15 protein-coding genes are annotated in these 20,875 nt (G+C 40.0%); 10 read left to right on the top strand and 5 right to left on the bottom strand.

The genetic code is table 11. The annotated features are described in order from the left end of the window. Positions 1–14: 14 nt before the first annotated feature. Positions 15–1,238 (top strand): PDZ domain-containing protein, encoded by a 1,224-nt coding sequence (locus NST21_RS26420; RefSeq protein WP_340892172.1) that lies wholly within the window; start codon positions 15–17, stop codon positions 1,236–1,238. A 282-nt stretch (positions 1,239–1,520) separates the two neighbouring features. Here NST21_RS26420 and NST21_RS26415 read toward each other — a convergent pair whose 3' ends face one another. Beyond that, positions 1,521–2,510, bottom strand: a complete 990-nt coding sequence (locus tag NST21_RS26415) for an ABC transporter substrate-binding protein (RefSeq protein ID WP_340892171.1) — start codon at positions 2,508–2,510, stop codon at positions 1,521–1,523. 190 nt (positions 2,511–2,700) lie between these two features. Between NST21_RS26415 and NST21_RS26410 the strand changes: the two genes are divergently transcribed. Together NST21_RS26410 and NST21_RS26405 are read left to right on the top strand one after the other, a co-directional pair. Beyond that, positions 2,701–3,705 (top strand): FecCD family ABC transporter permease, encoded by a 1,005-nt coding sequence (locus tag NST21_RS26410; protein ID WP_340892169.1) that lies wholly within the window; start codon positions 2,701–2,703, stop codon positions 3,703–3,705. Then, on the top strand, positions 3,702–4,757 hold the full coding sequence (locus tag NST21_RS26405) for a FecCD family ABC transporter permease (RefSeq protein ID WP_201187367.1): 1,056 nt from the start codon (positions 3,702–3,704) through the stop codon (positions 4,755–4,757). The genes NST21_RS26410 and NST21_RS26405 overlap by 4 nt, the downstream gene beginning before the upstream one ends. Before the next feature lie 80 nt (positions 4,758–4,837). On the opposite strand, the gene tnpB is transcribed toward NST21_RS26405, so the two are convergent. The 3 genes from tnpB to NST21_RS26390 form a co-directional block, all read right to left on the bottom strand. Beyond that, positions 4,838–6,043: an IS200/IS605 family element RNA-guided endonuclease TnpB gene (gene tnpB, locus NST21_RS26400; protein ID WP_340887812.1), complete on the bottom strand. Its 1,206-nt coding sequence runs from the start codon at positions 6,041–6,043 to the stop codon at positions 4,838–4,840. Between the two features lie 248 nt (positions 6,044–6,291). After that, a complete protein-coding gene (locus NST21_RS26395; RefSeq protein WP_053348586.1) occupies positions 6,292–6,825 on the bottom strand; it encodes a YceI family protein in 534 nt (177 codons plus the stop codon). Positions 6,826–7,035: 210 nt separating this feature from the next. Further along, on the bottom strand, positions 7,036–9,261 hold the full coding sequence (locus NST21_RS26390) for an MMPL family transporter (protein WP_340892166.1): 2,226 nt from the start codon (positions 9,259–9,261) through the stop codon (positions 7,036–7,038). A 500-nt stretch (positions 9,262–9,761) separates the two neighbouring features. On the opposite strand from NST21_RS26390, the gene NST21_RS26385 reads away from it, so the two are divergent. The 5 genes from NST21_RS26385 (at position 9,762) to NST21_RS26365 (ending at position 18,178) form a co-directional block, all read left to right on the top strand. After that, positions 9,762–11,339: a catalase gene (locus NST21_RS26385; RefSeq protein WP_340892165.1), complete on the top strand. Its 1,578-nt coding sequence runs from the start codon at positions 9,762–9,764 to the stop codon at positions 11,337–11,339. A 185-nt stretch (positions 11,340–11,524) separates the two neighbouring features. Next, positions 11,525–11,755 carry a CsbA family protein gene (locus NST21_RS26380; RefSeq protein ID WP_053348589.1) on the top strand — a complete coding sequence of 77 codons (231 nt, stop codon included), beginning with the start codon at positions 11,525–11,527 and terminating at the stop codon, positions 11,753–11,755. A 217-nt stretch (positions 11,756–11,972) separates the two neighbouring features. Continuing rightward, positions 11,973–13,958, top strand: coding sequence for an excinuclease ABC subunit UvrB (uvrB, locus tag NST21_RS26375; RefSeq protein WP_098177305.1), 1,986 nt, complete (start codon positions 11,973–11,975; stop codon positions 13,956–13,958). A 6-nt stretch (positions 13,959–13,964) separates the two neighbouring features. Further along, positions 13,965–16,844, top strand: a complete 2,880-nt coding sequence (gene uvrA / locus NST21_RS26370) for an excinuclease ABC subunit UvrA (protein WP_340892163.1) — start codon at positions 13,965–13,967, stop codon at positions 16,842–16,844. A 233-nt stretch (positions 16,845–17,077) separates the two neighbouring features. Further along, entirely contained in the window at positions 17,078–18,178 is a 1,101-nt protein-coding gene (locus tag NST21_RS26365) for a DUF4097 domain-containing protein (protein WP_340892161.1), read from the top strand. Between the two features lie 40 nt (positions 18,179–18,218). Here NST21_RS26365 and NST21_RS26360 read toward each other — a convergent pair whose 3' ends face one another. After that, positions 18,219–18,893, bottom strand: a complete 675-nt coding sequence (locus tag NST21_RS26360) for an N-acetylmuramoyl-L-alanine amidase (RefSeq protein WP_340892160.1) — start codon at positions 18,891–18,893, stop codon at positions 18,219–18,221. 184 nt (positions 18,894–19,077) lie between these two features. Here NST21_RS26360 and hprK point away from each other — a divergent pair, with 184 nt between their 5' ends. Further along, positions 19,078–20,013, top strand: a complete 936-nt coding sequence (gene hprK, locus NST21_RS26355) for an HPr(Ser) kinase/phosphatase (RefSeq protein ID WP_056524472.1) — start codon at positions 19,078–19,080, stop codon at positions 20,011–20,013. 31 nt (positions 20,014–20,044) lie between these two features. After that, complete coding sequence (lgt, locus tag NST21_RS26350; protein ID WP_057215885.1) at positions 20,045–20,857, top strand: prolipoprotein diacylglyceryl transferase; 813 nt, start codon at positions 20,045–20,047, stop codon at positions 20,855–20,857. The last annotated feature ends 18 nt before the right edge of the window (positions 20,858–20,875 follow it).

The raw sequence follows: 20,875 nt of genomic DNA, 5'->3' as shown, positions 1-20,875 counted from the left end.
AATTATACATACATTTGATTACTTGTAAGGATGGTGGGAAGAAATTGACAACAGATTGGCTGAGTGCATGCTTACTAGGATTAGGAAAACTTTTTCTTCATCCATTGCTTTATGTTTCAATTGCATATTGTTTATTCATAGGCTATCTTCGCGTTAAACGAGAACGCCGTGACTTTAATACGAAGATTTACAGAAAATCCATGGAGCTGCGTGCTTTGTTTCCGCAAGGAGTGATCTGGGGATTAATTCTTTCTTTCCTCACCTTGGCTTCTGGAATCGTCATTCCGCTGGCGGCGCTAATCATTGTGGCAGCGGTTACGATGATAGCTGTGCTGACCATGAACCGGAGATTTGTTTCACCCGTTTATACAATGGGAGTCACCTTCTTTATCCTTTTCTTTTTATACGATAGAGATATCCAACTGCCGATATTTCAGGATGCGTTTAATCAGTTGAATCAATCTGTCTATCCAACACTCGTTATTTTGATTGGGTTTTTATTGATTGCTGAAGGCTTTCTGATTGTTAGCAATGGAAGTAAAAAGATATCCCCTCAGTTGGAGGTTTCCAAGCGGGGACAGCCAATAGGTGTGTATGTTTCTCAACTAATATGGCTAATTCCGATGTTCGTTATGATTCCAGGAGGTGAACTTCCAGCACCTTTCGAATGGTATCCGGTTTTTTCAATCGGAGAAGTGTATCTGTCACCGATTGTTGTGCCCTTTTTAATTGGGTTTAAGCAAAAAGTTCATGGAACGCTTCCGGAACAAGCTATTAGGGCCCATGGTAAAAAGGTAGGAGCTTTAGGGTTCGTGATTACTGCATTCGCGGTTATTAGTAACTGGTACCCGCTATTGGCCATTATAACAGCTGTTTTAGCTCTTCTAGGACGAGAGTTTCTGCATTATTCCCAAAAGGTTTCGGACGCAAAGCTACCTTTTTATTTTTCGAAAAGCAAGCTTGGTGTCCAGATCTTAGGCGTTATCCCTCAGTCCCCGGCGGATAAAATGGGGTTAGTAAAAGGCGAGATCATTTCGAAAATAAATGGTATCGTCGTCAGGGAAGAAGAAGAGTTATACAGGGCGCTGCAAATAAATCGGGCTCACTGTAAGCTTGAGGTAATCGGTAATAATGAACAAATTCGTTTTGTGCAAAGAGCCCTATTTGACGGCGAGCATTACGAATTAGGCATACTATTTGTTGACGATCAATTGAAAGAAAGTGGACAAGCAGGGTAATTGAGATTTTTCATAATCACTTGGAATAGTGTCATAATTCCACGTTAATAATTTTTGCGGGACGTATTATTTTTGATGTTAATCGATATAGAGGAAAATAGTTGCCAAGACGACTTCATCAAATAGGCTAATAATAATTTCAATATATATTGACTGGATCTTTGACCACAGCACTACCTTAATTTCGATGAAAGAGACAAAATTTCAATTGAAATGATTTGAAAAATAGAAACGGCCTTTCTCGATTTTTAAATCAAGAAAGGCCGTTTCTTTGTATGAGTTTTACTTTTTAAGCATTATTTTTTCTAGATCATCTAGCATTTTGTTAGCTGCAATAACACCGCCAGCCGTATTCCATGTTGCGTCGCTGACCTCATAGGCATTTCCTTTTTTCACTGCATCTAGGTTTTTCCAAAGAGGATCATTTGTCCATTCTTTTGCTGTACTTAGGGCTTGTTTGTCACCTTCAGGTGCGTATGTGAAGTAGAAAAGAATATCTCCATCCATTTTAGGTATGACTTCTTTTCCTACCTCAATTGCAAGGTTACCAAGTTTGTTATCTGCAGTAAATAGTTCTTTCTGCTGCTCTGCACGCTTAAATCCTAATTGATCGAAAATTACTCCAGAGAATGAATCTGTGTAATAAATACGAGTTGTTCCAGCCATGAAACGAACAATAGAAACTTCTTGATTTACCTTATCACCAAGTTTAGCTTTTAAATCTTCAGTGTGGGCATCAAATTGAGCAATTACGTCGTTACCTTTTTCTTCAAGATTTAGAGCTTTTGCATATAATTTAAAGTTTTCTTTCCAATCTCCTCTAAGTGTTTCTGAAAAAACAGTAGGAGCAATTGCACTTAATTTATCATATACAGCTTCCTGGCGGATCTTGCTTCCGATAATTAAGTCAGGTTTTAATGCGGCTATTTTCTCTAAATTCACCTCATGCTCAACACCAACAACTTCAACGCCATCCATATCTTCTTTAATATGATCGTACCAAGGGTCTCCAAGCCAAGATTGAACAGCCCCAACTGGTTTAACTCCTAAAGCTATTAATGCTTCTGTACCTTCATTTGTAAGAACTACCACTCTTTTAGGTTGTTTTTCTAATTTGGTTGTTCCCATTGCATGTTCAATTGTATAGCTTTTCTCTTCTTTTTTGTCATCAGCCTTATTTCCTTCTGCTTGGTCATTTGAACTTCCGCAAGCTGCTAGAAGGAGGACTGCAAATAAAGTAATAATAGTAAAAAGTGATCTAATCTTAAACATCTTATGTATCCCTCCTAATATAGAGCAAATGATAATCATTCGCACTTAACAGCATCATCATAAAATGAATATACTTTTCTGTCAATATATAATTGAAAATGATTCTCAAATTCATTGACATATTCCCTTTACCGCCAGTACAATTAATTATCATAAGTATTTACAAAAGTGATTGGGAAGGTAATTGGATATGTTATTAAAAAATACATGGCAGAAATGGATGGGAATATTTACTGCCATTGTTTTGCTGCTTTTTTTACTGTGCTCAAGCATCGTATACGGTTATACGAATACAACTTGGCAAATGGCCATTGACGCATTTACACATTTCAATGGATCAAATGAACATATTGTTATTCAATCTGTAAGGTTTCCCCGCGCTCTTATCGCATCTGCAGTTGGTGCAAGTCTAGCAATCTCAGGTGTATTAATGCAAACTCTAACTAAGAACCCACTTGCTTCTCCTGATATATTTGGGGTCAATGCTGGGGCTGGCTTGGCGGTTGTTACTGGAGTCACCATATTTGGAATAAGCAATCTTCAAGTATTCACTTGGCTGTCTTTTATTGGAGCCGCTATAGCAGCGGTAAGTATATATATGATTGGTAGCATGGGCCGTGGTGGGTTAACACCGATGAAGCTAACATTGGCTGGTGCAGCAATGACAGCCATGGTATCTTCGCTAACACAAGGTCTTCTTGTCTCAAATGAGGCACTTTTAGAGCAAGTTTTATTTTGGCTTGCAGGGTCAGTTTCCGGTAGGAGTTTGGATAATTTAACTGCAGTGTTTCCGTACCTTGCAGTTGGATGGGTCCTAGCCTTAATCACATCCGGAAAAATGAATGTGTTATCTATGGGTGAAGATGTTGCAAAAGGTCTTGGCTTAAATATAGTTTTTCTTAAGATTGTGCTGGGACTGGTAGTTATCCTACTCGCAGGAGGATCAGTGGCGGTTGCTGGTCCAATTGGCTTTATTGGGATTGTTGTTCCCCACCTTACCCGTTTTATAGTAGGTATTGACCATCGCTGGTTAATTCCTTTTGCTGGACTTTTAGGGGCGGTGCTTTTGCTTGCAGCTGATATCATATCAAGGTATATTTTGATGCCACAGGAAGTTCCAGTCGGAGTTATGACAGCTATTATCGGAACCCCATTCTTTATTTATATTGCCAGAAAGGGGTTCAGCGGTCGATGAAGTCATATAAGAACTTTCGTTTATTTAATGAAAGAATATCATTCCTAATGGACAAAAAAGCTATAATTGTTGTTTTTGTATTATTTTTGGTTACTGCGTTAGTGTTTGTGATCAGTACAGGGATAGGTGAAATGAATATTCACCCTTTGAGTGTCTTACAGGTCTTCCTTGGAGGAGGAACTGAGGGTGATCGCCTTGTGATTCAGTCTTTCCGTCTGCCGAGAATTATTGTGGCACTTTTGGTAGGGATGGGTCTTGCAGTAGCAGGGGGAATTCTTCAGGGGATGATTCGAAATCCACTTGCCTCACCTGATATTTTAGGAATAACTGGAGGAGCAACTGTAGCTGTTGTTGGTTTCATGGCTATTTTTAGCGACAAAAATCATTCTTTAACAGTGAGTATTAATTGGATGCCGCTAGCTGCGTTTATTGGTGCCACAGTTGTTGCATTACTTGTTTATTTCTTAGCATGGAAAAATGGAGTTCCCCCAATAAGACTTGTATTGATTGGGATAGGAGTCATGGCTTTAATGAAAGCCCTCACTACTATGATGATGATTCTTGGCCCAATCTATCAAGCAAGCCAGGCAAACCTTTGGATTACGGGATCAGTGTCTAACTCTAGCTGGCAAAATATCGCCGTGCTTGCGCCATGGACCATCCTATTTCTTTTACTAGCCTTTCTTTATGCAAGAAATATTAATTTACAAGAGCTGGGTGATGACTTGGCAACCGGGCTTGGAGGGCAAGTTCAAAAACAGCGATTTACATTATTGATGATAAGCACAGCTTTGATAGGTGGTGCTACTGCTTTTGCAGGAGGTATTGGTTTCGTTGGATTAATGGCTCCTCATATGGCTAGAAGGCTGGTAGGTTCAAGTTTTGGAGTGTTATTGCCCACTTCAGCCTTACTCGGCGGTATACTAGTTATGATCGCAGATTTGATTGGGCGAACCTTATTTTCACCACTAGAGATACCAGCTGGTGTCTTTACAGCAAGTATTGGGGCGCCATACTTTATTTATTTACTTTATAAAACTAGGAACTCTTGAACTGCCCACCACTTATCGACCTTACGGTCTGATTGAAGTGGGGGATTCCTAAGAACATTAGCCTATCGGCCAATTTTTAATTAGGCTACTCCCGTAGTTCCTACGGTTAGAAGCCTTATGGCTTCATTCATTAGATTGAGTCCTGCGTTAATATCTCGATCGTGGTGAGTAGAACAAAAAGGACAATCCCATTCACGAAGATTCAGATGTTTAACGTCTTTATTTTGGTAACCGCAGCTAGAACACAATTGGCTAGAAGCAAACGTTTTAGATACGGTCACGATTTGTTTACCATACCATTTTGCTTTGTATTCCAACATTTTTTTGAATTGGTACCAAGATACTTCACTAATAGCTTTAGCTAGTTTGTGATTTTTCATCATATTCGACACTTGCAAGTCTTCCATTCCAATAACATCGTGGTTTTTGATGATTTCGGTGGAAACTTTATGTAAGTAATCCATTCGGGCATTTGAAATTTTTTCGTGTAGGATAGCCACTTTTCGTTTTTGTTTTTGATAGTTTTTGGCTTCAGCCAATGGTTTATTTTGATTCAAGGCTATTTCTTGTCGCCTTGAAAGAATCCGTTGTGCTTTGGCCAATTTCTTTTCGACCGTCCGGAAGAATTTTGGGTTTTGATAGACCGTACCATCTGAAAGAATAGCAAAGTTCTTCAAACCAACATCTACACCGCACGAACGATTCGTTTTAGGAAGTACTTGTACATTGGTTTCGGCTAAAACGGAAATGAAATATTTACCCGAAGGGTTCCGCCTGATTGTGGCATTGATGATTCGCCCTTCGACTTCGCGGCTTTTAGCAAAACGAACTAGACCGAGTTTTGGCAATTTGATTTTGTTTCCAACAATTCCAATATTCCCATTCGTATGTTTAGTCGTATAGGACTGGATAGGATTCTTTTTCGATTTGAAGCGTGGTGACTTGTTTTGCTTTTTATAATATCGACTATAGGAATCTGCTAAATTTTCCACCGATTTCTGTAAGGCAATACTGTCTACTTCTTTCAGGAAAGAATACTCTTTCTTTAAAGCTGGAAGTTCTTTGATTGTTGCGTATTTATTCAGAAAAGAACCTTTCCATTCATTAGAGGGTAATTGGCCGTTCTGCTTCATTTCTTCACAAATATACCAGTAGGCATCTTTCTCCTTTTGTTTGCCTAAAAAGAAGTTATAGACAAAACGGGAGCAGCCGATCGTTTTATTGATTAGAACTAGTTGTTCTTTAGTTGGATAGATTCGAAATTTATAAGCTTTGTTTACGACCATTGGTTTCACCCCCTTATAGTTATTATTAACCACAGAACGTATGTTTGTCAAAAGATTACTTTGGCTTATGCCAACCGCCATTCATCTCTCCCTTACCGTTGGGCTCTCGCCCTTCACACGCTTGAAGAGGGAGTCTTCTGGCGGGAAATCATAAATGCTAAACATGATGGATCAGGATATTTATAATACTTGTTTTCATATGCGAAAACAAAAGAAGCAGTTATCCTAATGGATAGCTGCTTTTAATATTAGGCTTCTTTAGCTGCTTCGATTTCGATGGTAAGTGTGATTTGGTCGCCTATAAGAACGCCGCCTGTTTCTAATGCTGCATTATAGGTTAAACCATAATCGCTGCGTTTAACTTTACCTTTTCCGCTAAACCCTGCTTTTTCATTTCCCCATGGATCTTTTCCTTGACCTTCAAATGTAATAGCGAATGTTTCTTCATTAGTAAATCCATTAAGGGTTACATCACCTGTCACATCGTACTCATCATCGCCTGTTTTCACAATTTTCGTTGACTTAAACGTTAAAGTCGGATTTTTTTCTACATCAAAAAAGTCAGCTGAACGCAGGTGATTATCTCGGTCTGCATTGCGTGTATCGATACTTGCTACATCTACAGTAAAATCTATTTCAGCTGTTGTTAAATCAGATGGATTTGCAGAAATGTTTGCCTCGAATTTATTAAAACTCCCTTTTACTTTTGCGATCATCATATGTTTTACAGAAAATTCAATTGCACTGTGAGTCGGATCAATTGCCCATTTGGTATTTGTCATTGTTTTTTCCTCCTAGTATATTAATCTTGAATTTATATATCTTTAATTTGAGATATTTGAACTTGATGTAATTATAAGAGGTTAGCTTACTAGTGTCAACTGGAATTTTTCCTTAATTTTGAAAAATATACAAAAATCCCTGTGCCGATGTTACGAGGCACAGGTTATTTAATACTTTATTTTCTTAAAAAATAAAACTAACTTTCTTTATTATTGGGCACTTTCTTTTTCTTCGTGAATAGCGACTTTACTTGGCCAGAAGGCACGGCGCCCAAGCAGTGCGGTAATCGCTGGAACAAGGAATGGTCGAACGATGAACGTGTCCATTAACACACCGAGTGCGGTAATGAGTCCGAATTGAACCAGTACTTGAATTGGTAGTGTAGCAAGAACAGAAAAAGTGGCTGCTAAGATGATGCCGGCTGAGGTGATGACCCCACTTGTTTCGGCGACTCCTTCTCTGATTGCCTGTTTGATAGGCATTGTTTTTTTCTTGCGCCAGATACTCGAAACCATAAAGATATTGTAATCCTCCCCAAGGGCGACAAGGAATACGAATGAATATAGTGGAATTGTACCTTCAATTGCTTCCACTCCCATGAAATAGTGGAGGATTATCCAACCTAAGCCCATAGCGGCAAAGAAGGAGAGGATGACCGTTCCCATTAAATAAATCATAGCTGTCACAGAGCGCAAGTAAGCTAAAAGGAGCAAGGAAATCAAGACGATAATGATTGGGATAATCATAAATTCATCGGTCTTAACCGTATCTCTTTTATCAAATTGAGTGGCTGTTTGCCCTCCAATCCATACTTTTTCATCAACAGCTGAGATATTGGCGGCTTTCAGTTCTTTTTCAGCTAGGCTGCGAATGTCAGGAATTGAATTTATGGCTTCAATATCGTACGGATTGATATTGAATGTGACTTCATATGACTGCAGATCCTTATTGGATTTACTGTTAATAGGATCTGTGACACTTTCAACCAGATTCATCTTTTTTAGTTCATCCGCCAAGTCGATGTCCTTACCATCAGTATCGACAACCACTGTGGCTGGTGCAAGTTCTCCGGGTGTGTATGAGTCGGAAATGACCTTATATCCTTCACGGGAGTTCATATCTTCAGGGAATGAAGATAGAATATCGTAGGAATATTTTATTTGAGATGAATAGCCCGCTAATACACTGAAGATAATCAGGCATGTAAGAATGACAGCCCATGGTTTGGTTGTTACGATATTCCCAATCCAATTGCCGATGCGACCTGCTTCTTTATGTTTCTTAACGGTTTTGCCTTTTTTCTTCGCACGTGCTTCTTCCATTTCTGGTGTGCGTGGAACGATAGGGAAGAAAGAGGCTCGACCGAATACGGAAAGTAGTGCGGGTACGAGTGTTAAGGCTGCTAACATCATGATTAAAATGGATAAGCTGAATGGTACTGCGAAACGATGATAGGCTCCATATTTGGCTACAAGTAAAGTTAGTAGAGAGATTACAATCGTCAGTCCACTCATCGCAATGGCACCTGATGAATCTTTAAAGGCTGCAATCATGGCTTCTCGTTTACTTTCATGATGTCTTAATTCACTTCTGTAGTGGGAGATTAAAAATAGACAATAATCCGTTCCTGCACCGAATAATAATACGGTCATAATGGAAATAGCCTGAGAATCAACTGTAATCCAGTCGTGATCTGCCATAAATCCAAGGATTGGACTGGTGACAAGATAGGCGAAGCCGACTCCGATAAGTGGAATAATGGCTAAAAGTGGGGAGCGGTAAATTAGTAATAACACGACAAGTACAAGTATTACTGTCGCAAAAAGTAATTGGAAATCTGCACCTGAAAATAATCCAGTTGCATCGACAGAAATTCCAACCGGGCCTGTTACACGAAGTGATAAATTTTCTGTATTTGTTTGAACTTTGAACGGGTCAAGGCCAACGCGCTCTGTTACTATTCTATTAATAATTTTAAGGTTTTTTTCTAATACAGCGGTCTCAGTTTTCTCCTTAAAGAAGAGCGGTTGTACGAAAGTCGTGCCATCTTCTGAAACAGATCCCTGCAGCGCAGGCAATGGGATTTCATGAAGAGGAGGTAAAAATGATTGTTGTGTTAATGGATTCTCTGTCAATTCCTTGGAAAGGTATTGAACCTCGCCCAAGTCGGCTTCTGTCAGTCCACCTTCCCGATGCCATGTAAGTAAGGCGGGTATCCCTGAGGAATTCGGGAACTCTTCTTTAATGAGCTTATCAGCCACGACAGAAGCTGAGTCTGCAGGCAGGTCAGCGGTATTATTGGATGTGCGATCCTTAACATCCGGTAACGTTATTGTTAATATTGTAGCTGCAATTATCCAGACAGCGATGACGACCCAGCGGCTGACCTTTCCTGTCATCATTCTGCTTAGTCTTCCTAATAATGTTTCATCCATTGAAGGCACCTCGCTTTTGAATTTTTTTATTCTATCCTTAATTATAATGGAGCTTTGATGACATATACAAAAATGGGTATGCTCGTCTTCTCACAAAAAAGGCTTTGAATAGCTTTCCATTCAAAGCTTTTTCATGATTATAGAAATTTAAATCAAATTTAAGTGTTTTTTTAACCCAATATCCCCCAGTAGTTACTATCAGTTTTTCCTCTAGGTTTGATTGGGGATTGGAGAAAAACCCTAATTTTACCAATGTACTGCTTGATTAAATAACCTCGAAATTTCACGTTTTGTACCGTGGTCTTTTAAGTTTGTTTGTTTTTTGAATTCAGATTGTATAGTTTTAGCTAACTTTTTTTCATTAACATTGGTTACCAGGTTTAAACCGCAGAACTTGGTCTTACAATATCTTGAATAATGTTGAAGATAGACGAGTAAGATTTGGGAATTAGGGTAAGGTAAAATGTATTATGGTTTTAATTAGCAAAGGAGGAAATGTTTTGTCTGAAAAATCCAAAAGAACAAGTGGTAACTCAGAAAAAACGTTAACAAACCGGCAAGGGCACCCCATTACGAATAATCAGAGTATCCGAACGGTCGGTAACAGAGGCCCAAGTACACTAGAGAACTACGACTTCCTGGAAAAGATTAGTCACTTTGATAGAGAACGGATTCCAGAGCGGGTCGTGCATGCCCGCGGTGCAGGCGCCCATGGCTATTTTGTTCCGACTGGTAAAGCAGGGGACGAGCCGATTTCAAAATATACGAGAGCTAAGGTATTTCAGGAGGAGGGTAAAAAAACACCGGTATTCGTCAGGTTTTCATCTGTAATTCATGGAGGGACTTCACCGGAAACGTTACGTGACCCTCGTGGATTTGCTGTTAAATTTTATACAGAAGATGGAAACTGGGATCTTGTCGGAAATAACCTGAAAATTTTCTTTATCCGTGATGCCATGAAATTTCCGGATTTGATTCACGCTTTTAAACCCGACCCGGTCACGAATATACAGGACGGGAGAAGAATTTTTGATTTTTGCTCAAGCTCTCCTGAAACATTTCATATGGTTACGTTTTTGTTCTCCCCTTGGGGCATTCCAGCTAACTACCGCATGATGCAGGGATCTGGTGTTAATACCTATAAATGGGTGAATGAAGAGGGGAAAGCAGTCCTTGTTAAGTATCACTGGGAACCTAAACAAGGGATAAAGAACTTGACACAGAAAGAGGCTAATGAAATTCAGTCTACGAATTTCAATCATGCTACACAGGATTTATATGAAGCAATCGAACGTGAGGAATATCCGGAATGGGATCTCAACGTACAGATTATGAGTGATGATGATCACCCTGAATTGGATTTCGACCCGCTAGATGATACAAAGATTTGGCCAAAAGATGAATTCCCATGGCTGCATGTTGGTACGATGGTATTGAATAAAAACCCGGAGGACTATTTCACTGAAGTGGAGCAGGCTGCATTTGGTACGGGCGTCCTAGTAGATGGACTAGACTTCTCGGATGACAAGATGTTACAAGGGCGTACGTTCTCTTATTCTGATACACAACGTCACCGTGTAGGAGCAAATTATCTTCAATTACCGATTAATGCACCGAAAAAACCAACAGCAACCAATCAAACTGGTGGACAAATGCAGTATGAAGTTGGCAGAGGAGATCAAAGTCCTCATATCAACTACGAACCATCAACTGTAGGTGGTTTAAAAGAAGCCAAGCAAACTGGCAAAGAGTATACACCTTTTATAGAAGGAAAACTTGTTCGAGAAACAATAGATCGGCAAAGTAATACGAAACAGGCTGGTGAAACATTCCGTGAATTTGAAGATTGGGAAAGAGATGAATTAATCTCCAATCTTGTGTCAGCATTAGCTCCAGCAGATCCACGCATTCAGGAAAAAATGGTTGCTCTTGCTGAGGAGGCTGATGAAGAATACGGTCGCAGACTTAAAGAAGGTTTAGCTTCAGCTTCTGAACATACAGAGTCTTCAAAACCTATGGGAGGGACAGATAACCCAGAGGAAGGAGCTAGAAAAGGACATGACGCAGATCCGTATTAAAAAAGAGGCAAACTTCCTTCTTAGAAGGGGTTTGTCTCTTTGCTTAATAAGAATAAATTTGTAAACGTGGGTGGAGCCAACCTTCCGAACAATTATTAAATATAGTAGGAAATAGATTGGCAAAAAACTTCATAATCATTTAAACTGAAACTATTCTATTTTTCTCTTATAAAGGAGATGAAAAAATGATTAAATTTCTTTCTGCCCTTTTCTTTCCTTGTCTACTTGTTATGCTATTTTCAAGGGTCACCTATAATAATATCGTGGGTCTTGTTTTAACAGTTGCGTTGATTACAGCTTCTGCATATAAAGGTTATACGCATACAAATTTATTAATCATCGTTGACGCACTGTCACTGACAGTGGGATTTTGGTTGTCAAAAAGAATGATGAAACGAACATCAAAGAGCGCCTGACATAAAGGTGCTTTTTTTGTACTTCTTCCTGTTATTACTCTCGACATCTAAAGATTATAAAAAACCAAAAATAGAATAGACGTTCGCTTTTTACTGGTTTGTTTTGAGGCTATTGTGGTAGAATGTGTATATATACTTTCTAAAACCGGAATAAATAGAAGGGATATAGTATATCCCGTTTTTTATATAAAAATATTTCAGTAGGAGGCTATGCTTGGTGAAGGATAAGTTTGAGTTAGTCTCAAAATACTCTCCTCAAGGAGATCAACCTGCGGCAATAGAAAAGCTTGTCGATGGTGTAAAAGAAGGAAAGAAAATGCAGACATTGTTGGGGGCAACGGGTACAGGGAAAACATTTACCGTTTCTAATGTCATTCAACAAATCAATAAACCGACGCTTGTCATTGCCCACAATAAAACGCTGGCAGGGCAGCTTTATAGTGAGTTCAAAGAGTTTTTTCCTAATAATGCTGTTGAATACTTTGTTAGCTATTACGATTACTACCAGCCAGAAGCCTATGTGCCTTCCACTGATACATTCATTGAAAAAGATGCAAGTATCAATGATGAGATTGATAAACTACGTCACTCGGCGACATCCTCTTTGTTCGAACGAAAAGATGTGATCATCATTGCCAGTGTTTCTTGTATTTATGGATTGGGTTCTCCAGAAGAGTATCGGGAGATGGTGGTATCTCTCCGCACAGGCATGGAGATAGATAGAAATGCATTGTTGCACAGACTTGTGGACATTCAATATGAGCGGAATGATATTGCATTTCAACGGGGGACTTTCCGGGTTCGTGGTGACGTGGTCGAAATTTTCCCGGCCTCCCGTGATGAACATTGTGTACGGGTCGAGTTTTTCGGGGATGAGATTGATCGTATTCGTGAAGTCGATGCCCTAACCGGTGAGATTACTGGTGAACGGGAACATATCGCAATTTTTCCAGCTTCCCATTTCGTAACTCGTGAAGAGAAAATGAAGATCGCCGTTCAAAATATCGAAAAAGAGCTGGAAGTACGATTGAAGGAATTGCGGGAAGATGAAAAACTGCTTGAAGCTCAGCGCTTGGAGCAGCGGACCCGTTATGATTTAGAAATGATGCGGGAAATGGGTTTTTGTTCGGGTATCGAGAACTATTCACGCCATTTAACCCTCCGTCCCTCAGGTGCAACACCATACACTTTGATTGATTACTTTCCAGAAGACTTTCTATTAGTTGTGGATGAATCACACGTAACCCTTTCACAAATCAGGGGCATGTTCAATGGAGATCAGGCTCGTAAGCAAGTGCTCGTTGATCATGGCTTCCGCCTGCCTTCTGCAAAAGATAACCGTCCACTCCGATTTGAGGAATTTGAAGAAAAGGTTCATCAATCTATATTCGTTTCGGCAACTCCGGGACCATTTGAACTCGAACACACACCGGAAATGGTTCAGCAGATAATCCGTCCTACTGGCTTGCTAGATCCTACGATTGAAGTACGACCAATTGAAGGCCAGATAGATGACCTAATAGGTGAAATACAGGAGCGGGTTAAAAAGAATGAACGGGTACTAATTACGACCTTAACGAAAAAGATGTCTGAAGACTTAACTGATTATTTAAAGGAAATTGGAATCAAAGTTCAATACCTGCATTCAGAGGTAAAAACATTAGATAGGATAGAAATCATCCGAGAATTACGAATGGGCAAATACGATGTGCTGGTTGGAATCAATCTTTTACGTGAAGGTTTGGATATTCCGGAAGTGTCGTTGGTTACGATTCTCGATGCTGATAAAGAAGGCTTCCTTCGCTCAGAGCGTTCACTCATCCAAACGATGGGCCGCGCTGCTCGTAATGCAAGCGGCCACGTTATTATGTATGCCGACCGTATTACGAATTCAATGGAACTTGCGATTAATGAAACGAAGCGGCGCCGTGAAATTCAGGAAAGATACAATAAAGAGCATCAAATTACACCGCAAACCATTCAAAAGGACATTCGTGACTCCATCCGGGCTACTCATGTAGCCGAAGAAGGTGAAGAATATAAAGAAGACCTTGCTCCAAGCCTCGCGAAGTTGCCTAAAAAAGAGCGCGAAAAAGTGATGGTAAGCATGGAAAAAGAAATGAAGGAAGCAGCAAAAGCACTAGACTTCGAACGCGCTGCCGAGCTGCGTGACTTATTACTAGAGTTAAAAGCGGAAGGGTGACGAAACATGGCAATGGAGAAAATTGTGATAAAAGGCGCCAGGGCCAACAATTTAAAGAATATTGATGTCACGATACCTAGAGATAAACTCGTCGTGATAACAGGATTATCTGGATCTGGAAAGTCTTCCTTGGCTTTTGATACGATTTATGCAGAAGGTCAAAGACGTTATGTAGAATCACTGTCCGCTTATGCCCGTCAATTTTTAGGCCAAGTGGATAAACCGGATGTCGATGCGATTGAAGGATTGTCACCGGCGATTTCTATTGATCAGAAGACGACGAGCCGGAATCCTCGTTCAACTGTGGGGACTGTCACGGAGATTTATGATTATTTAAGATTGCTATATGCTCGAGTCGGCCGGCCAACATGTCCGATCCATCATATAGAAATTACCTCTCAAACGATTGAGCAAATGGTAGATCGCATCCTTGATTACCCTGAGCGAACTAAGCTTCAAGTATTGGCACCGATTGTTTCAGGTAGAAAAGGAACGCATGTAAAAGTTTTAGAAGAAGTAAAAAAACAAGGGTATGTCCGCGTTCGTGTGGATGGGGAGATGCACGATCTTAGTGAAGAAATCACTCTCGAAAAGAATAAAAAGCATTCTATAGAAGTCATTATAGACCGAATTGTTATTAAAGAGGGCGTCATGGCACGGCTTGCGGATTCATTAGAAAGTGCTTTGAAGCTTGGTGAAGGCAAAGTCATCATTGACGTTATGGGTGAAGAAGAACTACTGTTCAGTGAACACCATGCCTGCCCATACTGCGGCTTTTCCATCGAAGAGCTAGAGCCGAGAATGTTTTCCTTCAATAGCCCGTTCGGGGCCTGCCCTGATTGTGATGGCTTGGGAGCGAGACTTGAGGTGGACCGTGATTTGGTCATCCCGAATAAGGAATTAAGTCTGCGTCAACATGCGATTGCCCCATGGGAGCCGACGAGTTCTCAATATTATCCTCAGCTTCTTGAAGCGGTAGCCACCCATTATGACATAGATATGGATGTGCCAGTTAAAGATATACCGGATGATAAATTGGAGAAAATTTTATACGGTTCAGGTAAAGATAAAATTTATTTCCGCTATAAAAATGATTTTGGAAGGGTGCAAGAGGGACATATTCTATTTGAAGGCGTCATAAGAAACATCGAGCGTCGTTTTAAGGAGACGAACTCAGACTATATTCGTGAACAAATGCAGAAATATATGTCGGAGCACCACTGTCCAACCTGTAAGGGACATCGGCTGAAAAAAGAGAGTCTTTCTGTGCTTATTCAAGGGGTTCATATAAGTGAGACTACCGCTTTATCGGTAGAAGAAGCTTTAGTATTTTTTGACGAGCTTGATTTGACCGAAAAGGAAGCTGCAATTGCGAGATTGATTTTACGTGAAATCCGGGAGCGGCTCGGTTTCCTAGCCAATGTCGGTTTGGAATATTTAACGTTAAGCCGTGCAGCCGGAACATTATCAGGCGGTGAAGCCCAGCGTATTCGATTGGCAACACAGATTGGTTCCCGTTTGACTGGTGTTCTTTACATTTTAGATGAACCGTCTATAGGATTGCATCAGCGAGATAATGATCGATTAATTGAAACATTAAAGAATATGCGTGAAATTGGAAACACGCTGATTGTTGTTGAGCATGATGAAGATACGATGCTTGCGGCGGATTATTTGATTGATGTCGGACCAGGTGCAGGCGCTCATGGTGGAGAAATCGTGGCTGCTGGAACCCCGGAAGAGGTCATGAATAACCCTAAATCTTTAACCGGCCAATATTTATCAGGGAGGAAATTTATCCCGCTGCCATTGGAACGCCGGAAAAATGACGGCCGTGTTATTGAAATTAAAGGGGCCAAACAAAATAACCTAAAAAACGTTAATGTTAAATTCCCGCTTGGAGTTTTTACAGCTGTCACAGGAGTCTCAGGTTCGGGGAAAAGTACATTAGTGAATGAGATTCTTCATAAGTCATTAGCTCAAAAGCTAAACCGCGCCAAAGCTAGACCAGGGGAGTTTCGTGAAATTAAAGGAATCGAGCATTTAGATAAGGTCATTGATATTGACCAATCACCTATTGGTAGAACGCCACGCTCTAACCCAGCAACCTATACAGGTGTATTTGATGATATTCGTGACGTTTTTGCTTCAACGAATGAAGCGAAAATCCGTGGCTATAAAAAAGGACGATTCAGTTTCAATGTGAAGGGCGGTCGTTGTGAAGCCTGCCGTGGTGACGGAATTATTAAGATTGAAATGCATTTTCTTCCTGATGTCTACGTTCCGTGTGAAATCTGTCATGGTAAACGTTATAACCGGGAAACGCTTGAAGTGAAATATAAAGGTAAAAACATTTCCGACATTCTCGATATGACTGTTGAGGAAGGGGTTAGTTTCTTTGAAAATATCCCAAAAATCAAGCGGAAGCTACAAACGATTTATGATGTTGGTCTGAGCTATATCAAGCTTGGACAGCCGGCAACCACTTTATCGGGCGGTGAAGCCCAAAGGGTGAAACTCGCTTCTGAATTGCATCGCCGTTCAACTGGCCGCTCTTTTTATATCTTGGATGAACCAACTACCGGACTTCATGTCCATGATATAGCGAGGTTGCTCGAAGTCTTGCAACGGCTGGTAGACAATGGGGATACTGTTTTAGTAATAGAACATAATCTTGATGTCATCAAAGCGGCGGACCATATTATTGACCTAGGTCCAGAAGGCGGGGATAAGGGCGGAACGATTGTCACTTACGGTACGCCTGAAGAAATATGTGAAGTTTCCGAATCATACACAGGGAAATACTTAAGGCCTGTTCTGACCCGTGACCAAATTAGAATGGAAAAATTGATTGAAGAAAAAGAACAAGAGCATGAACATGCATAAAAAAAACAAGCCCGTTGGCTTGTTTTTTTATGTGGAAATATGACAGCGTCAGTTTAATTAATCATTTGATTAAAATCCATGAAAGCTAGATATTTCCGGGGAAATTCCACTTTGCTCTTTTCGAAAATTGTCGCAGCACCTTGTCGAGAAATGGGGATTAGTGTATTTATGAAACTTTTTAGATTTCTAGGCGTATGTATGAATAAAATGAAATAAGAAAGCGAGGAATGTTCATGCAGGAAGAAAGAAAGAAAATTTTAGAGATGATTCAAGATGGAAAGTTGACTGCGGTAGAAGCAATGAGTCTTTTGGAAGACTTAGAAAAAGCTAGTCAGGAAAGTGAAGCGAAAGAGCAGAAACTACAAAATGAATTATCAACCGTAGTCGTGGATAAGAAAAGCGAGGACAATACTCAGGACACGTTTAAGAAGAATATTCAGTCATCAAAGGAAAAGATTATTGATTTTGTTGAAAGTGCTTTTAAGAAGATTAAAGAAACCGATCTTGATTTCAACTTTGGAAAATCAATTGATGTCAGTCATATTTTCCAGCATGATTATGAGGTTCTGAATGGAGTCGATATAGATATAGCCAATGGGAAAATAAAAATTGCTACTTGGGATCATAAGGATGTACGGGTTGAATGTCAGGCAAAGGTATACAGGGTGGAGGATATCGAAGAAGCGAGAAAAAACTTTTTAGAGGATGTTCACTTCTCGATTGAAGAAGGGAAAATGAGGTTTAAGGTTTTCGAAAAATCCATTAAAGTCGATGCGGTTTTGTACATTCCTCGGAAGGAATATGAGGACATTCAGGTAAGGTTGTTTAACGGTGCTATAACCGCCGAATCATTGGAATCCAATAAACTCAAAGCAAAAACAGCCAATGGTGCGATTCATATTTTACAGGGTAATGGTGAGTCGTGCGAGCTCGAAACAGGTAATGGAACGATCACCATTTCAGATACAAATTATAATGACTTGGAAGCTGAAACCTTAAACGGTGCTATTAATGCGGATGGTTATTTCAAAAAAATAGATGTGCAAACTTTTAATGGTGAAATTGTCTGCAAAAACTCCGAGCTAGATTGCGACTCTATACATGCTAAATCGATTACCGGAAAAGTCCAGCTGATTCTGCCGCCAGGAAAGGCAATCGAGGGAGAGTTGAAATCTAATTTAGGAGGTTTTAACGTAAGCTTGGAAGGGATGACCATCATCGAAGAAAAGAGTGATGTGGTTCAAAAGGTCCTTAAGTTTAAGACTGCTAAAGAGGAAGTTCCTGTGCTTCATGTATTTGCAGAAACCAAGACTGCAGCGATAACAGTTTCCTAGTGAAAATGAAAGCCCACCAGTTCAAATGGGGGGCTTTCATTTATTTTTGTACGCTAATGATTGCTTTGTAACCATCTTTGGCTAACCTTTTGACAAGTGCCTCTGCATTTTTCTTTTCTGTAAAGGCACCTATTTGAACTTTATACATAATGGGGTTTACATCAGCTTGGAGGTTATAGTAGGCGAGGATGCTTTTAGCAATAGATTCTCCGCATTTTTGCCGGTACGCCGTAGTTTTTAAAAGAGATGCTTCTTTTTGATTGGTCATAAACCCGCATTCGACTAAAATGGCCGGACATCTTGTTTCGCGTAAAACCTGGAAATTGGCGGTTTTTACCCCTCTATTTTTTAACTGAGTAGCTTTAACAAGTTCGCTTTGGACCTTTTCAGCTATGGAAAGTGACTCTTTCGGTCTCGAGAGATAAATGAACGTTTCAATTCCATTTGCCTCATGCCAACTTCCAGAACCAAAGGCGTTTGCATGAATGGAGATATATAAGTCAGCTCCGAGTGAAATGGCTCTGTTTATACGTTCCTTAAGTGGAACATCTCGCCCGTCTTCATGAACAAAATGAACGGTGACTGCTTTTGATTTTTCTAAATAGAACTTCGTAAATTCAGCCGTTTCCCTATTGAATTCATATTCCTTCATACCCTCAGGAGATTGTTTGCCGGGAGTATTATACCCATGCCCTGCATCAATAATGATTTTCATGTAATTCTTTCCTTTCCAAAAATACTTTATCCATTATTATAATCAAACGAGTGGAATAAAAAGTAGCATGTTCATCAGAAAAAAAGAATAAATCGATAATGCTTTGTTTGGTTATTAACAGAAAAATGCTAAAATAGAAAAAGTATCGCTAAAAATAGTATCGCTCCAAAAGGAGGAAAGATATATGGCAAAAGTCCGTACAAAAGATATAGTTGAAGCATTCGGTCTAGAACTTATCAGCGGAGAAGAAGGAATTAATCGCCCAATTGTCACTAGTGACTTATCTCGTCCAGGACTTGAAATAGCTGGTTTTTTTGATTATTATCCTGCGGATCGAGTACAGCTCTTAGGTATGACGGAGATGTCGTTTTTTAATCGATTGAATGAGCCGGATCGAATACAGAGGATGGAAGAACTATGTAGGGACTTTACACCAGGCATTATCATTACGCGTGGTCAGGAAGTGCCAATAGAGTTGATTGAAGCATCTGAGCGGGAGTCCGTTCCTGTGATGAGATCTAATATGAAGACTACAAGGTTGTACAGCCGTCTGACCAACTTCCTTGAAAGTAGACTAGCACCAACTACAGCCGTTCATGGTGTATTAGTAGATATCTATGGCTTAGGTGTATTGATTACTGGAAAAAGCGGGGTCGGTAAAAGTGAGACAGCGCTTGAATTAGTGAAACGGGGCCATCGACTTGTTGCAGATGACTGTGTAGAAATCCGTCAGGAAGATCAGGATACGTTAGTCGGGAATGCTCCTGATTTGATTGAACATCTTCTTGAAATCCGAGGGTTAGGAATCATTAATGTAATGACGCTATTTGGGGCTGGTGCTGTCCGGAGCAATAAAAAAATCTCGATAGTCATTAATCTTGAACTATGGGAAAAAAATAAGCAATATGACCGGGTTGGTCTTGATGAAGAAAAAATGAAAATAATTGATACGGAAGTTACGAAAATAACTGTACCTGTCCGCCCTGGACGAAATTTAGCTGTTATTATTGAAGTGGCAGCCATGAACTATCGTCTAAAACGGATGGGAGTAAATGCTGCAGAACAATTTTCAGATCGTTTGAATCATGCGATTGCAGACCCGGATCATGATGAATTTTAATGAATAGGTATATAGGAAAAGAGGGGACGAAATGGAACAAGCTATACAGCCGCTGAATCCGATTGCAATTGATCTCGGGCCAATCCAGATACATTGGTATGGTCTAATTATCGGTTTCGGAGTGTTACTAGGTCTTATTATTGCTTTAAGGGAATGTGAGAGAAGAGGTCTTGATAAGGAAATATTTACGGATTTGATTTTGTTTGCCGTCCCTATCGCAATCATTTGTGCACGTATTTATTATGTCATCTTCCAGTGGGAGTACTATTCACAAAATCCTGGGGATATCATTAAGATATGGAATGGTGGAATTGCAATCCACGGTGCGTTAATCGGTTCGGTACTGACCGCGATAGTCTTTGCTAAGGTGAAGAAAGTCTCGTTCTGGAAGTTGGCTGATATCGCTGCACCGAGTTTATTGTTAGGTCAGGCAATTGGCCGTTGGGGTAATTTTATGAATCAGGAAGCGCATGGAGGAGAAATAACAAGATCGTTCTTGGAAAATATGCATCTGCCTGAATTCATTATTAACCAAATGTACATAAATGGAACGTATTATCATCCAACCTTTTTGTACGAATCGCTTTGGAATATTATCGGTGTAATTATTCTTCTAAGTTTACGTAAAGTGAACCTGCGTAGGGGCGAGCTATTTTTAACGTATGTATTCTGGTATTCTATTGGCCGTTTTTACATTGAAGGACTACGGACAGATAGCTTGATGTTAACGGAGTCACTACGTATCGCACAAGTGATTTCCATTGTGTTAATCGCTGTTGCTATTGCATTAGTGATCTTTAGAAGGGTCCGTGGATATGCCGAGAAAAGATATTTAGATGCATAGAGAATATGTGTAAAGGGA

Source organism: Peribacillus sp. FSL K6-1552, assembly GCF_038005205.1.
Classification (GTDB): Bacteria; Bacillota; Bacilli; order Bacillales; family DSM-1321; genus Peribacillus; species Peribacillus butanolivorans.
The sequence above is the reverse complement of the archived record's forward strand: the minus strand, read 5'-3'. Positions and strand labels throughout refer to the sequence as shown.